This is a genomic window from Streptomyces sp. ML-6 (genome assembly GCF_030116705.1).
GTDB lineage: Bacteria > Actinomycetota > Actinomycetes > Streptomycetales > Streptomycetaceae > Streptomyces.
Genome location: NZ_JAOTIK010000001.1, coordinates 2966739 through 2981551 on the forward strand (window position 1 = coordinate 2966739; position 14813 = coordinate 2981551).

The following is a 14813-nucleotide window of genomic DNA, read 5'->3' on the forward strand; positions in this document are numbered from 1 at the left end:
GGTCACACCTTCTCTGTGCGGCGGATGCGTTCCTGGTCGGTTCTTCGTACGTAGACACGGAGCAGTTCATGGATGCGGTACGGGCCCGGCGGGCCGTCCTCCAGCAGTCCGGCGTCGGCCAGCCGTTCCAGCACCGCTTCGGTGACGCCCGGGACGTCCCGGGCGGCGAAGGTGTCCCCGGGCACGGTCGCGAGGTGCGAGAACGCCTCGGAGAGCCGCGGGTCGAGCCGGTTCAGCGCGCCGTCGAGGAGGCCGGTCACGGAGAGCCCCGGGCAGTCGGTGAGGGCGAGCCGGGCGAGGGGGTCCTCGGCCAGCCAGCCGACGGCGTCGCCGAGGCCCAGTGCGGGCCGGGTCAGCAGCCGGGCCGTCAGGATGCGCAGCGCGAACGGGAAGTGGCCGCACAGCGCGGCGAGCCGGTGCGCGGCCTCCGGTTCCGCCTCGACGCGTTCGGCGCCGAGCACGGACCGCAGCAGGGCGTACGACTCCTGCCCGGTGAACGCGGAGAGCCGGTGCACCCAGCCGCCGTGCGTGGCGACGAGCCCGGCGAGCCCCATCCGGCTGGTCACGATCACCGCTCCGCGGGCCCGGGCGACGGCGGGCAGCAGCGGGCGCACCTGGTCGGCGTCCACCACGTCGTCGAGCACGAGCAGGGCGCGTCCGGCCGTCCGGCCGGGGTCCAGGGCCGCCGTGACCTCGGCCGCGAGTGCGGCGGCGGGGCGGGGTTCGCCGTCCGGGCGGGTCATCCGGACGAGCAGCCGGCCGGCCGGGAAGGCGTCCCGCACCAGGTGGGCGACGTGCTGGGCGAGCGCCGACTTGCCGATGCCGGGCGCGCCGGACACCAGGACGGCGAGCGGGTGCCGGCCGTCCTCGCCGGGTGCGTCGGGGGCGGTGAGGCGGGCCGCCATGGCGGCGGTCTCGGCGTCCCGGCCGGTGAAGTTCGGCACGGCGGGCACCGGCACGGGCACGACCGCTTCCGGCAGCACCTGCGTGCCCGGTTCCGGTACGGCCGGTTCCGGTACGGCCACGGCACCCGTTCCCGGTACGGCGACGGCGGCCGGGTACGGAGCCGGGGCGGACGGGGCACGGCCCGCGACCACCTCGCCCTCGACGACCCGCACGGCGACGGGGTGCGGCCGGTCGGCGTCGGGGAGCCGGGGGTCGCCGGGGAGCCGGGCCGTCCGGCCGGTCGTCCCCGGGTCCTCGCCGCGCAGGATCGCGAGCTCCAGTTGCTGGAGGGCCGGGGAGGGGTCGACGCCCAGCTCGTCCAGCAGGAACTCCTTGACCCTGCGGTACTCCGCGAGGGCCTGGGTCTGCCGCCCCGTCCGGTAGAGCGCCTCGATCAGCTGCTCGTGGAGCCGCTCGTGGCCGGGGTATACGCGCGTAGCGGTCCACAGTTCGACGAGGGCCTCCCCGTAACGGCCCAGGCCCAGCAGCAGGTCGCAGACCCGCTCCACGCTGCGCAGCCGTTCCTCGGCCAGCCGCGGCACCTCGTCCCGGTGCAGCACGTCGGAGCGCACGTTGGCCAGCAGCGAGCCCTGCCACAGCGACAGCGCGTCCTTGAGGGCGCAGAGCTCCGCCTCCGGGTCGTCCGACAGGAGCACCGCCCGCCGCACCTGGTCCCGGAAGCCGAGCAGGTCCAGGGAGTGCGGCTCGGCGGTGATCCGGTAGCCGCCCGGCACCGCCTCGATCGACGTCTCGGTCACCCCGTGCTTGGCGAAGAGCCGGCGCAGCCGCAGGACGCAGGTCTGGAGCGCGGCCTTGGCGGTGGCCGGCTGCTCCTCGCCCCACACGGCCCGCTGGAGGTAATCGGCGGACACCACGGCGTTGGCGTGCAGGAGGAGCGCGGCCAGCAGGATCGTCGGCTTCGACGGCTGGAGCACCACGGATTCGGGGCCGTCGGCGAGGGTCAGCGGCCCCAGCAGCTGAAACCTCATCACGGCGGGCCTAGTCCCAGCCGTTGACCAGCGTGCACACCGTCACGGGTGCGGCGGGCAGGGGGAGCCGGTCCGTCAGTTCCGCCACCCGCTCGCAGAACGCCCCGACGTCGTGCGCCGCCGGGTGCCGCGGGGCCGGGGAACCGGTGTCCGCCGCGGTGGCGGCCCCGGTGGAGAGCGCGAGCGAGACGAGGACGAGACCGGTGACGGCGGCAGTGCGCGCAGCGCCGGCGTGCCGCCGCGAAAGCGAAGACCTGAACACGTTTTCCCCTTCGGCTGTTGCGTCCCGCCGGGGATTCCCGGCAGCGACGACGATGCCAGTGGCAAGGGCACGGGAACGGGGCCCGTCGTGTCAGCTTGTTGCACGGCCCGCGGCAGCTTCGTGCAACGGACCCGGCCACCGTGTCCGAAACGGTGCGCCGGGGAACGAAGAGTTGCCGTTGTCCGCTCGACGACGGCGGGACTACCCTTAGTTCACACTTGGTCCACTTTTAGTCCCCTCCGCCCCCCTTCCCTGTGAGGCAGTCGTGGCAGCAGCGCGGCAGTACGACGTGCACGAGGCCAAGACCCACTTCTCCCGGATCCTGCAGCAGGTCGAGACCGGCGAGGAGGTGGTGATCAGCAGGGCGGGCGAGCCCATCGCCAAGGTCGTGCCGCTGCGCCCCGGGGCCGACCGGACCGATTACGGGGTGCTCCGGGGGCGGATCCGCATCGCCGAGGACTTCGACGGCCTTCCCGACGACATCGCCGACGCGTTCGGGATGCGCGGATGAAGCTGCTTCTGGACACCCACGTCGTCCTGTGGTGGCTGGACGCCTCGCCCGAACTGTCCGACGGCCTGAAGAACCTGCTGCGCGGCGGACCCGAGGTCTGTGTCAGTGCCGTGACCCCGCGGGGATCGTGATCGAGCAGGCCCAGCTCGGATCGATGACGCTCGTCACCCGCGACCAGTGGATCCCCAAGTACGACGTCGCCGTCCTGCCCGCCTGACGGCGGCACCGGAAACGGGTCCGGCCCCGGGGTGTTTGGAGGAACACCCCGGGGCCGGACCGGTCAGTCATCCTACGTGGGCCGCCGCGCCGCCGACGGGGCGCCCCGTCGGACCGGCGGGGGCCGCGTCAGTCGGTGGCGATCGCGTTCAGGACGTTCATCCTGCCCGCGCGGAAGGCCGGGACCAGTGCGGCGAACAGGCCGACGAAGGCCGAGCCGACGAAGACCGTGAGGATCGTCGGCCACGGGATGTCCAGGGCGCGGAGGCCCTCCAGGGCCAGCAGCTTCTGGGCGGCCATGCCCCAGCCCATGCCCAGGCCGAGGCCGAGCAGGGCGCCGAAGACCGCGATGACCACCGACTCCAGGCGGATCATCCGGCGCAGCTGGCGGCGGGAGAGGCCGATGGCGCGCAGCAGGCCGATCTCGCGGGTCCGCTCGACCACCGACAGGGCCAGGGTGTTCACCACGCCGAGCACCGCGACGATGATCGCGAGTCCCAGCAGCCCGTAGACGATGTTCAGCAACTGGCCGATCTGGTCCTGCAGTTGTTCCTTGAAGTCGGCCTGGTTGCGCACCTCGTACTGCGGGTACTTGGCGAGGGCGTCCTGGAGGGCGGTGTACGCCTCCTTCTCCTTGCCGTCCGCGGCCTTGGCGAACATGACCGTGTTGTCCGGCAGGACGTCGGCGGGGACGTACTGCCTGGCGGCCGTGAGGCCGATGTACATCGCGCCCTTGTCGATGTTCACGTCGTCCGTGGTGATCGCGGCGACCTCGAGCTTCACCGTCTCGCCGCCCTCGAAGGCGACGGTCATCCGGTCCCCGACCTTGACGTGGTGCTCATCGGCGTACGTCTCGCCGACCGACATGGCGCCCTTGCCGTACGCGTCGGCCAGCTCGCCGGAGACGGTCTCGCGGCGGACGTCGTCCTTGTACGTGGGGTCGACGGCGGTCAGGGCGTCGTCGACGGTGGTGCCGTCGGGGGCGGTGACGGAGGCGGCGACGACCTTGTACTCGGTGAGGTGCTCGATGTCCGGCACCTCCTTGAGCGCCTTCACGGCCTGCTCGACGATCTGTCCGCCGCCGCCACCACCGGACGGCTGGACGATGAAGTCCGCACCGACCGACTTGTCGAGTTCCTCGCCGGCGGAGGCCACCATGGAGGAGCCGACGACCGAGAGGCAGGCGACGAGCGCGAGGCCGATCATCAGGGCTGCGCCGGTCGCCCCGGTGCGGCGCGGGTTGCGCAGGGCGTTGCGTTCGGCGAGCCGGCCGACGGGGCCGAACATCCGCAGCATGACCGCGCTCAGCACCCGGACCACCAGACCGGCCAGCAGCGGGCCGATCACGATGAACCCGATCAGGGTGAGGAAGACCCCCGCCCCGAGGAGCATCGAGCCCCGCCCCGACTCGTCGGCCCTCGCCGCGGCGAGGAGCGCGGCGCCGCCGCCGAGCGTGAGGACCAGGCCGATCGCGCCCCGGACCCGGCCCGCGCGGCCGTCCGCCGGGGTGCCGGTCTCGCGCAGGGCGGCCATGGGGGAGATCTTCCCGGCCCGGCGGGCGGGGAAGTACGCGGCGACGACGGTGACGAGGATGCCGAGCGCGAGGCCGACCACCGGGGTCGTCCAGGCGATCGTGAGGTCCCCGGTGGACAGCTCCATGCCCACGGCGCCCATGAGCTTCATCAGGCCGACGGCGAGGCCGATCCCGGCACCGATGCCGAGGAGGGAGCCGACGACGCCGAGGAACAGCGCCTCGATCAACACGGACCGGTTGACCTGCTTGCGGCTGGAGCCGATGGCCCGCATCAGGCCGATCTCGCGGGTGCGCTGGGCGACCAGCATCGAGAAGGTGTTGACGATCAGGAAGATGCCGACGAGCAGGGCGATCCCGGCGAAGCCGAGCATCGCGTACTTCATGACGTCGAGGAAGGAACCCATCGAGTCCTTGCTGGCCGCGGCGGCCTCCTCCTGGGTCTGGAGCTCGTAGTCGGCCGTGCCGCCGAGCGCCGCGGCGACGTTCTTCTTCAGCTCCTCGTCGCTGACGCCGTCCTTCGCGGTCACGGAGACCAGGCTGAAGACGTCGGACTTGCCGAGCAGCTTCTTCTGCGCGGTGGCGGTGTCGAAGTAGACGACCGCGGCACCGGGGTTGGTGACCTTGAAGGCGGCGATGCCGCTGATCCGCGCCTCGATGTCACCGGAGGCGGTGATGGTGCGCAGCTCGTCGCCGAGCTTCAGGCCGTGCTTGTCGGCGGTGTCGGCGTCGACCATCACCTCGGTCGGGCCGCGCGGGGCGTGGCCGGAGGCGATCTCCATGGAACGCAGGTCGTTCCGGGTCCAGTTGCCCGCGATCGTCGGGGCGCCCGTGGACGAGCCCATGTTCTTGTCGTGCCGGTCGACGACGGTCACGGACATGCTGACGACGGCGCCCTCGGCGGACTGCGCGCCGGTGGCCGACGCGGCCCGCTCGACGGTGGAGGCGGGGATCGTGGCGGGCCTGCCGTTGGCCGCGGCCGCCTCGTCGTGGCCCTCGAAGTCCTTCGGGTTGACGGTGACGTCGGCGGACGTCGCGGCGAAGAGCTTGTCGAACGTGGTGTTCATGGTGTCGGTGAAGACGAGCGTCCCGCAGACGAACGCCACCGACAGCAGGACCGCGACGGCGGAGAGCGCCATGCGTCCCTTGTGGGCGAGGAAATTGCGTCTCGATGTCTTCCAGACGGTCATGACGTCCGCCCGCGCGCGTCGAAGTCCTTCATGCGGTCGAGGACCTGGTCGGCCGTCGGGTTGTGCATCTCGTCGACGATGCGCCCGTCGGCGAGGTACAGCACCCGGTCCGCGTAGGAGGCGGCCACCGGGTCGTGGGTGACCATGACGATGGTCTGGCCCAGTTCGTCGACCGACCTGCGCAGGAAGCCCAGCACCTCGGTGCCGGCCCGCGAGTCCAGGTTCCCGGTGGGCTCGTCGCCGAAGATGATCTCCGGCCGGGCGGCGAGCGCCCGGGCCACCGCGACGCGCTGCTGCTGGCCGCCGGAGAGCTCGGTGGGCCGGTGCCGCAGCCGCTCGCCCAGGCCGACGGTCTCGACGACCTGGCGCAGCCAGTCCGCGTCCGGCCTGCGGCCCGCGATGTCCATCGGCAGCGTGATGTTCTCCAGCGCGTCGAGCGTGGGGAGCAGGTTGAACGCCTGGAAGATGAAGCCGATCCGGTCCCGCCGCAGCTGGGTGAGCTTCTTGTCCTTGAGCCCGGTGATCTCGGTCTCGGCGAGGAAGATCTGCCCGGACGAGACGGTGTCCAGGCCGGCCAGGCAGTGCATCAGGGTCGACTTGCCGGAACCGGACGGCCCCATGATCGCCGTGAACCGCCCGCGGGCGATGTCCACGTCGACGTGGTCGAGCGCGACGACCCGGGTCTCCCCCGACCCGTACGCCTTGACGACCTGCCGCGCTCGTGCGGCAACGGCCGTACTCCCGCCAGTGTCCCCGTGCCTGGGAATGGTCACAGCCGTTGTCACGGTGCTGCCCCCCTGTGTATCGATCGGTGTGTGCGTGTGCGTGCGTGTGTGCGGCGGTCGGCGGGTGCCGTCCGGCGCGCGAGATGGTCCGGCGCTTTCGCGGGCCCCGTCGCCCGGTGTGCCGGTGCCATGAAGCCTGCTGGTTCGGACGGGGCCTGCGCACTGGTGCGCGGCGCAGTCCTCGGGTGGGGTTTTCCCCACCCCGGGAGCGGGGTCTCCCCCGCCCTCCCCCCTTGCGGCCCGCCGCTTCCGCGACGGGTTCGAGCCGTTTTTCTCGATGTAGGAACACGCTAAGGAACGGCCCCCCGCGGCCACGTCCTCCGCCGGGAGGAACGGCCCCTGCCCGGATGGGGGGAGCTCCCCCTAGGGGTATCGCCCCCGGGGTGCAGGCCCTTCTCAGGGACTGCACCCACGGGTGCAGCCGCCCGGCACCACGACGTTCACCGGCCACGCTCCTCAGCAGCGGCGCGGCACCCGTCGCGGCCCTCCCGCCCGAGGACGACCCCGGCGGGTACGTGCACGGGGAAGGAATCCCGCCGGAACCACCCGCACCACCGGTTCCCACGGCCCCACCGGACCAGGTCATTACCACCGGTAATTCGGGCCACCCCCTCCCCAACGGCCGTACTCACGAGTAATGTTCGCGCTTCCGACCGCACCACCGCACTCCTGCCTTGCCGTCCGGACCAGGAACCGAGCCTTGCAAGGAGCAGCCCCCCATGTCGCACGGAGCACCGCCCCCGTCCCCGTACTCCTCCTGGCCCGGACGGCTGCCGCAACAGCCCCCGCGGCACCGGCCCCCGCACGCCCCGGACCCCCTGCCGCCCCGGCAGAACTCCGGCCCTCCGGCACCCGACGACCCGTCCGACGCGCCCCCGCCCACCCCCGGCCGGCACAGCGACCTGCGCCGGCTGCGCACCTCGTACCGCTCGCTGCGCCGCGTCGCGGTCCTGACCACGCTCGGCTACTTCCTCGCCTTCCTGCTGCTCTCCGGCTTCGCCAAGGGGCTGATGGGCCAGTCCCTGCCCGGGGGCCTCAACGTCGGCCTCGCGCTGGGGCTGTGCCAGATCCCCGTGACGGTCCTCGCCGTCGCCCGGTACGAACGGACCGCCCGCCGCACGGTCGACCCGCTCGCCGCCCGGATCCGAAGAGCGGGAGAGGCCCGGTGAACGTGTTCGACGACTCCGCGCAGTCGATGTCCCTGGTGGCCTTCCTCGCCGTGGCCACGGTGGCCCTGCTGCTCTGCGTGATGACCGGCCCGGACCGCGACGACCTCGACGAGTTCTACACCGGTTCCCGCTCGCTCCCGCCCCTGTACAACGGTCTCGCCCTGGCCGGCGACTACCTCTCCGCGGCCACCGTGCTCGGCACCACCGGCATCATCGCCCTCACCGGCTACGACGGCACGATCCTCGCCCTGAGCATCACGCTCTCGCTCGTCCTGCTGATGTTCCTGCTGGCCGAACCGCTGCGCAACGCGGGCGGGTTCACCATGGGCGACCTGCTCGTGCGCCGCACCCCCGGCCGCGCCGTCCGCATCACCGCCTGTGCGGTCACCCTCGCCGCGCTCGTCCCCATGATGGTCGTCCAACTCGCCAGCAGCGGCGACCTGTTGTCCTTCATCCTGGGCTTCGACAGCTCCGGATTCCGCACCGGCGCCATCATCGGCCTCGGCACCCTGATGATCGGCTACTCGGCGATCGGCGGCATGAAGGGCACCGCGCTGATCCAGATCGTGAAGACCGTGGTCCTGCTCGTCGCCTCGCTCACCATCGCCGTACTGGTCATGGACCGGTTCGGCTGGGACACCGGCGCCCTGCTCGGGGCCGCCCGGCAGAGCAGCGGGGCCGGGGCCGCCTATCTGCGCTCGGGGCTCCAGTTCGAGGGCAGCGGGCTCGACATGGTCAGCTCCGAACTCACCGTGGTCCTCGGCGCCGCCTGCCTGCCCCACGTCACCATGCGCATGACGAGCGCCCGCTCCACCGCGGCCATGCGCCGCTCGCTGTCCTGGGCGGTCGGGGTGGTCGCCACGATCTGTCTGCTGCTCGTCGTGATCGGCCTCGGCGCGGGCGCCCTCGTCGGCCACGAGCGCATCACCGAGGCCGGCGCCTCCGGCAACAGCGCGATCCTCCAGATCAGCGGCGTCGTCGCGGGCAGCGGCCGGGCGGGGGCTCTGATCGTCACGACCATGACGACGGCGATCTTCCTGACGCTCCTCGCCTCCGTCGCCGCGATGATCCTCGCCTGCGCCAACTCCCTGGCGCACGACCTGTTCGCCCACGGCCTGCACGGGGTGCGCCGCCCGGACCGCAAGCCGCTGGCCGGCCTGTCCGAGATGCGTACGGCCCAGGCCGCCGCGATCGCCGTCGGCCTGCTCGCCACCACGCTCGCCGTCCTGGCCCGGCACTGGAACGTGCAGGCCCTGGCCACGCTCTCGTTCTGCGTCGGCGCGTCCGCGCTGGCCCCGGCGCTCATCTACAGCATCTTCTGGCGCCGCTTCACCCGTACCGGACTGCTCAGCACCCTCGTCGTCGGCACGCTCTCCGTACTGGTCCTGATCACCGGCACCAACCTGGTCTCCGGCTCGCCCGGTTCGGTCTTCCCCGACCACGACTTCAACTGGTTCCCGTACACCACGACCGGCCTCGTCTCCATCCCGGCCGGCTTCCTGGCGGGCTGGCTCGGCACGGTCCTCCCCCGCCACACGGCTCCCGGGGCCCGCCGCCTCTACCAGGCGGAGGAGCCCCGGATCCTGGCGGGAGCACCACCGGTGTCGCGCCACTGAACGCGCCTCCGCCCCACCCGGCGCCGACCGGCGAAGCCCCGCCGCCCCGCCGCCGACCGGCGAAGCCCTACCGGTCGGCGTTGGCGGGCAGCCCCTTTGTCATGCGGCACAAGAAGACCGGTCATCACCTTGCGGCGCAAGGCGATGACCTGGCCATGGGTCGGCCATCGCGCCCGCCCCCGGTGCGCGCCTCCCCGGCTACGCGGCGGGGGCGAGCTCGGCGCGGCCGAACAGCAGGGCGTAGCCGGTGGGCAGCTGCCCCAGGATGCGGGTGACGAGGTCGGGGCCTGCGTGGGCGGCGACGGCGGAGAAGACGGATCCGGTGTCCCAGCGGGTGGTGGCCAGGGAGGCGCCGGTGCGGGCGGCGAGGTCCTTGACGAAGGCCCAGCCGGTCAGGGGCCGGGTGTCGGGTATCTGCGCGGTGAGGACACGGGCGGCCTCCAGGGGCAGCCGGGCGGCGAGATCGACGCGTTCGTCGCCGGTCAACTGCCGCCCCAGCCCGGCGAGGACCAGGCGGACGGCTTCGTCGGCCCGCTCACGGGTGGGGTAGGCGCCTTCGTAACGGACCTTCTCCAGCATCTGCTCGTACGCCGCCCCGTACGGCTGCTGGTCCTCAAGCGGTACGCGCGCATCGGAGATCACTGCGGTGCATGCCTTTCGTGGAGCCGGGATGGGTGGGGTGGTGCCGGGATGCGGCACCACCCGTCACGGTCAGGTGGGCTGGGGGCGCCCGAAGAGGAGGTCGTAACCGGCGGGGAGCTGAAGCAGGATCTGCCCCAGCAGCTCGTCGCCGGCCGCGTCGGCGACGGTGGACAGCACGGCGCCGACGTCCCAGGCCGCGGTCCGCTCGGTGGCGCCCTCGATCCAGGCGGCGGTCGCCCGGACGAACCGCTCCGGGGAGAGCGGTTCGGCGCTCTGCAGCGGGTTGAGCAGGATCAGGGCGAAGCCCTCCGGCAGGCGCGCCGCGAGATGGGCGCGGACGTCGCCGACCAGGTGCGCGCCGAGCAGCCCGAGCACCACGCGGGCCGCGCGCTCGGCCTCCTCCGTGGTGCCGTATTCGCCGCGTTCCTTCACGTGCGCGAGGAACGCCTCACGTCGCAGAGCCATCTCGACCGCTGCCCCTTCCTCTTCGGGACCGCCGGGGAGTGCGGAGGCGGTGCGGGAGGAGGGATCGGGTGCCCGTCCTCCGCACTCGTCCGGCCGGTGTCAGCCGGAGATCTCCTTCTGGCCGGAACCGACGCCGATGGAGATCTTGCGGGGCTTGGCGCGCTCGGCGATCGGGATGCGCAGGGTGAGCACGCCCGCGTCGTAGTCGGCCTGGATGTGCTCGGTGTCGAGGGTGTCGGCGAGCACGATCTGGCGGGAGAAGACGCCCAGCGGCCGCTCGGACAGCTCCATCTGCACGTCGTCGCTCTTCGCCGCCGGTCGGCGTTCGGCCTTGACGGTGAGCATGTTCCGCTCGACGTCGATGTCGATCGCGTCGGCGCCGACACCGGGAAGGTCGAAGGCCACCACGTACTCGTCGCCCTCGCGGTAGGCATCCATCGGCATCGCCGACGGGCGGGACCACGTGCCCGGGCCCATCAGCTGCTGCGCCAGCCGGTCCAGCTCACGGAAGGGGTCGGTGCGCATCAACATCGTGAAACACCTCCAACAGGTTCAGGCAGTTGCTGCCAATGCGCCTCACTGACACTGTTGTAACATGTCATCCAATGGATGACAAACACAATGTCGTCGACAGGATGACAACCCCAGGGAGGTGGCCGTGACCGCAGCCGAGCAACCGCCCACGACCGGCACGAACGCCCACGGTCCGGCGTCGTTCCTCGCCGCCGCGGCGGCCCTCAGCGCCATAGACGACGCACTGCGGGGCGCCCAGCGGGACTCTCCGGACGCGCCCGGAGGCCCCGGTCCCGGCCCGGAGCAGGCGCTGGCCTCGCTGATGCTGCTGCGGCAGGTGCGCGAGCAGCTCGCCGGGTGGGAGACCGGCCTGATCGAAACCGCCCGCGACGCGGGCGCCAGCTGGGCGGACCTCGCCCACCCCCTCGGTGTCGCCAGCCGCCAGGCGGCCGAACGCCGCTACCTGCGCGGCCGCCCCGGCCCCGCCGGGACCACCGGCGAGCAGCGCGTGACGGCCACCCGCCAGGCCCGGGCCGCCGAACGCTCCACTGTCACCTGGGCCCGCACCAACGCCGCCGACCTGCGCCGCCTCGCCGGGCAGATCACCGCCCTCACCGACCTCCCCGCCGCCGCCCGCCGCCCGCTCGACAGGCTCCACGCGGCCCTCGCCCACGACGACCCCGCCGACCTCATCGCCCCCCTGGCCGCCACCCGCCCCCACCTGGCCGCCTCCCACCCCGACCTCGCCACCCGGCTCGACACCCTCACACCCCCCTGAACCCGTCAGCCGTCGGTCGGCGGTGGTCAGGCGTCGGTCGGCGGTCAGCGGTCGTCAGCCGGCGGTTGTCGGTCGTGGGCCGTCGGCCGTCAGGAGTTGCGCCACAGCTGTTCCGCGTTCGAGGAGTTGCAGTCCGCCATCTGGAAGCCGATGGTGCTGAACGCCTGGAGGCAGCGGTTCTCGGCGACGTTCACCAGGGTGTGGCCGTTCGAGGTCCTGGCCCCGATCCGCCAGGTCTGGGAGTCGGAGGAGTTGCAGGCCTCGGTGCGCAGCCCCGCGTAGCCGTTGGACTTGAGGCATCTGCCGCTGCCCTGGCCGACCAGCTCGAACTCGCCGCCGGAGGTGGGCCGGTACGTCCACTTGTAGGAGAGCTTGGCCCCGTTGTGCGCGGGCTCGCCGCACACCGAGCTCATGATCATGGAGTTCCCGAAGTCGGAGTAGGACTCCCCCAGACACCGCTTCACGGAGACGTTCTTGAGGTAGTACTGCCCCGACGGCGCCGGTACCTGTCCACCGCCGCCCGAGCCGCCTGAACCGGAGCCGGAGCCGCCGGAACCGCCGGAGCCCGAACCCGAGCCGGAACCGGACCCCGAACCCGAGCCGCCCTGGGAACCGCCGGAACCGGAGTCCCCGGTGCCGCCGCCGTCCCCGGCGCCGCCGCCGTCCCCGGCGCCCGCGCCCTTTCCGTCGTCGCCGTTCCTCGACTTGTCCCCGGACTTGCCCGGCGAGGCGGAACGCGAGGCCGGCGCGGAACCGGACGAGCGGGAGGGCGACGCCTCGGCCCCCGGGGAGCGGGCGTCCGCGCCGGGCCCGGTCGGCGAAACGGTGATCGAGGGCGCCGAACCGGCGTTGTCCGAGCCCCGGGAGGGGCCGATCTGGTAGGGCCCGAGCGCGATGGTCACGGTCGTGCCCGCCACCACGATCGGGAGCGCGACGATCAGCAGCCGGGGGCGGCGGCGCTCACGCGGCTTGCGGGCCAGGGGGCCGGTCGCCCCGCCCCCGCTCCCCTCCCCCTCGGCCTCCCCGGACCGGTCGATCCTCACGGCCGTGGCCGCGGCGCGCGCGTCCGGCTCCGGGCCGGGCTCCGGTTCGGGCTCCGGTTCCGGTTCCGGCTCGTCGGCCGGTGGCGGGGTCGCCGCGAACGCCGCCCGTTCGGATATCCGCTCCGTGACGGCCGACGGCCACAACTCCGTCGCGGCGGCGGGCACATGGGCGTCCGTGGCCTCGGCGATCTCGGCGGCGGTGGGCCGGTCCGCGGCGTCCTTGGCCAGACACGCCTCGACCAGGGCGCACAGTTCCGGATCGATCCCGGGCAGCCGGCCGAGGTCGGGCTCGGTGTGGACGATGCGGTAGAACAGGCCCGGCCCCGACCCGTCGCCGAACGGCGGGCGGCAGTTCGCCGCGAACAGCAGCAGCCCGGCGAGTCCGAACACGTCCGCCGCACCGGTCAGATCCCGCTCGGCCAGGGCCTGTTCGGGAGCCATGTAGGCGGGCGTCCCGATGACCATGCCGGTCCTGGTCACCCGGCTCTGGTCGGCCGCCCGGGCCACCCCGAAGTCGATCAGGGACACCCCGTCGAGGGTCAGCATGACGTTGGAGGGCTTGAGGTCGCGGTGCACCATGCGCGCGGCGTGCACGGCACTCAGGCCCTTCGCCCCGTCGCGCAGCAGCCGCCAGAGGCTGTCGGCGGGCAGCGGGCCGCCGTTCAGCCGCAGCGCGTCGCTCAAGGTCACGCCGGGGATGTACTCCGTGGCGAACCACGGCGGTTGCGCCGTGCGGTCGCTGGCCAGCAGCCGCGCGCTGACACCGGCCGGCAGCTTGGCGAGGTTGTCGAGCTCGTGCCCGAAGTGGGCCAGGAAGTCCTTGTCCGCGGCGAGCACCGGCAGCACCTGCTTGACGGCCGCGTACCGCCCCGCCGAGGCACCGAGGTAGACCCGGCCCATGCCGCCGACGCCGAGCACGCCGAGCAGCCTGAAGGAGCCGATCCGCCGGGGGTCGTCCGGCTCCGTCGGCTCCGCTCCACTGCCCCGCAAATGTGACTCTTGTTCAGGCCCCCCGTGCATGGCCACAGGTTAACCCAGCCCGAACGGGCGCACGACCACCCCAACTGCGTTCAAACAATCGCCGGTTGAGCGGAATCAAAAAATCCGCAGCGGGGGCGGGGACGGTGTCGACGTGATGCGGGGCGGGCCGACTTGATGCGGTACGGGCGGGACAACGCGATGCGGACGGTACGGGACGATGACCCGGACCGCCGCGCACGTCCCCGCAGCCTCAGTCCTCCGCCGGGACCACCCGGCCCGTCAGCGCCGCGAGCGAGTTCCGTACGTGCGTCATGTGCGCCTGCACTTCCTCCCGGGCCTCCTCGTGCTCCCGCAGTATCCGTTCCGTCTCCCGCACCACCCGCTCCTCACGGACCCGGGCCTCCGCGATCAGTTCCGCGCCCCGCGCCTCGGCGTCCTCCTGGCCGTGTCGCGCCGCCTCCTCGGCCTCCGCGAGCGCCCGCCGCGCCTCCGCCAGGTCGTCCTCCGCCCGCCGGATCTCCTCGTCGTGCCGCGCCGCCTGCGCGGCCTCGGCCTCGGCCAGCTCCTGCTCGGCCGCCTGCCACCGCTCGGCATGCTCCTGCTCCTGGTGGGCGAGGACGCTCGCGGTGCGCTCGGCCGTCGAGACCATCGTGGCCTCCGCCTCCGCCCGCACCCGGGCGGCCTCCTCGCGCGCCTCCTCGACCGTCCTCCCGGCGGTGCCCCGGGCCACGGCCAGCGTCTCGTCGGCGTACTTCTCCGCCGCCTCCCGCATCGCCGCGGCATCCGCACGCGCCGACTCGCCGAGCGCCGCGCCCGCCTCGGCCGCCGCGTCCCGCAACGCCTGCGCCTCCCCCTCGGCAGCCTCCCGCAGGGCCCGGTCCTCCTCCCGGGCGAGCGCCAGGATCTGCCGGGCACGGCCGCCCAGCGACTCGTACTCCTGCGGGGCCAGCGTGGCGACGACCTCGCCCAGCCGCACCGACTCGGCCGACAACTCCTCCACCAGCGCCGTGAGCCGGGCCAGCTCCTCCAGCGCCGCGTCCCGCTCGGCCGAGAGCCCGGCCACGAAACGGTCCACCTGCTCCGGACGGTAGCCACGTCCCCGTACGCCGACGAAGCCATGCGCGGACACCCGTGCAGAACTCATCCCTTGACGCCTCTTTCCGACTCTCCGACCACC

The 14813-nt window shown here is 73.0% G+C and carries 14 protein-coding genes; 5 read left to right on the forward strand and 9 right to left on the reverse strand.

Annotated elements, in window-relative coordinates:
- Positions 1-2: 2 nt before the first annotated feature.
- Positions 3-1934, reverse strand: a complete 1932-nt coding sequence (locus tag OCT49_RS12790) for an AfsR/SARP family transcriptional regulator (protein ID WP_283852001.1) — start codon at positions 1932-1934, stop codon at positions 3-5.
- 10 nt (positions 1935-1944) lie between these two features.
- Entirely contained in the window at positions 1945-2196 is a 252-nt protein-coding gene (locus OCT49_RS12795; protein ID WP_283852002.1) for a hypothetical protein, read from the reverse strand.
- 265 nt (positions 2197-2461) lie between these two features.
- Between OCT49_RS12795 and OCT49_RS12800 the strand changes: the two genes are divergently transcribed.
- Together OCT49_RS12800 and OCT49_RS39825 are read left to right on the forward strand one after the other, a co-directional pair.
- Positions 2462-2707 (forward strand): type II toxin-antitoxin system Phd/YefM family antitoxin, encoded by a 246-nt coding sequence (locus OCT49_RS12800; protein WP_283852003.1) that lies wholly within the window; start codon positions 2462-2464, stop codon positions 2705-2707.
- Complete coding sequence (locus OCT49_RS39825; protein WP_349632788.1) at positions 2704-2838, forward strand: hypothetical protein; 135 nt, start codon at positions 2704-2706, stop codon at positions 2836-2838. The genes OCT49_RS12800 and OCT49_RS39825 overlap by 4 nt, the downstream gene beginning before the upstream one ends.
- Before the next feature lie 214 nt (positions 2839-3052).
- On the opposite strand, the gene OCT49_RS12810 is transcribed toward OCT49_RS39825, so the two are convergent.
- Positions 3053-5644, reverse strand: a complete 2592-nt coding sequence (locus tag OCT49_RS12810; RefSeq protein WP_283852004.1) for an ABC transporter permease — start codon at positions 5642-5644, stop codon at positions 3053-3055.
- Entirely contained in the window at positions 5641-6429 is a 789-nt protein-coding gene (locus OCT49_RS12815; RefSeq protein WP_283852005.1) for an ABC transporter ATP-binding protein, read from the reverse strand. The genes OCT49_RS12810 and OCT49_RS12815 overlap by 4 nt, the downstream gene beginning before the upstream one ends.
- A gap of 719 nt (positions 6430-7148) precedes the next feature.
- Between OCT49_RS12815 and OCT49_RS12820 the strand changes: the two genes are divergently transcribed.
- Together OCT49_RS12820 and OCT49_RS12825 are read left to right on the forward strand one after the other, a co-directional pair.
- Positions 7149-7598: a DUF485 domain-containing protein gene (locus tag OCT49_RS12820; protein WP_283852006.1), complete on the forward strand. Its 450-nt coding sequence runs from the start codon at positions 7149-7151 to the stop codon at positions 7596-7598.
- Between the two features lie 26 nt (positions 7599-7624).
- Positions 7625-9214 (forward strand): sodium/solute symporter, encoded by a 1590-nt coding sequence (locus OCT49_RS12825; RefSeq protein ID WP_283855777.1) that lies wholly within the window; start codon positions 7625-7627, stop codon positions 9212-9214.
- Positions 9215-9412: 198 nt separating this feature from the next.
- Here OCT49_RS12825 and OCT49_RS12830 read toward each other — a convergent pair whose 3' ends face one another.
- From OCT49_RS12830 to OCT49_RS12840, 3 genes are all read right to left on the reverse strand, one after another.
- The gene (locus tag OCT49_RS12830) at positions 9413-9856 is read right to left on the reverse strand and encodes a DUF2267 domain-containing protein (RefSeq protein WP_283852007.1); all 444 of its coding nucleotides are present in this window, start codon (positions 9854-9856) and stop codon (positions 9413-9415) included.
- 69 nt (positions 9857-9925) lie between these two features.
- Positions 9926-10321, reverse strand: coding sequence for a DUF2267 domain-containing protein (locus OCT49_RS12835; RefSeq protein WP_283852008.1), 396 nt, complete (start codon positions 10319-10321; stop codon positions 9926-9928).
- 99 nt (positions 10322-10420) lie between these two features.
- Complete coding sequence (locus tag OCT49_RS12840) at positions 10421-10852, reverse strand: Hsp20/alpha crystallin family protein (protein WP_283852009.1); 432 nt, start codon at positions 10850-10852, stop codon at positions 10421-10423.
- A 127-nt stretch (positions 10853-10979) separates the two neighbouring features.
- On the opposite strand from OCT49_RS12840, the gene OCT49_RS12845 reads away from it, so the two are divergent.
- On the forward strand, positions 10980-11612 hold the full coding sequence (locus OCT49_RS12845) for a type III effector protein (RefSeq protein WP_283852010.1): 633 nt from the start codon (positions 10980-10982) through the stop codon (positions 11610-11612).
- 89 nt (positions 11613-11701) lie between these two features.
- On the opposite strand, the gene OCT49_RS12850 is transcribed toward OCT49_RS12845, so the two are convergent.
- On the reverse strand, positions 11702-13645 hold the full coding sequence (locus tag OCT49_RS12850) for a serine/threonine-protein kinase (RefSeq protein ID WP_283852011.1): 1944 nt from the start codon (positions 13643-13645) through the stop codon (positions 11702-11704).
- Positions 13646-13886: 241 nt separating this feature from the next.
- Entirely contained in the window at positions 13887-14780 is an 894-nt protein-coding gene (locus OCT49_RS12855; protein WP_283852012.1) for a cellulose-binding protein, read from the reverse strand.
- Positions 14781-14813 lie beyond the last annotated feature (33 nt).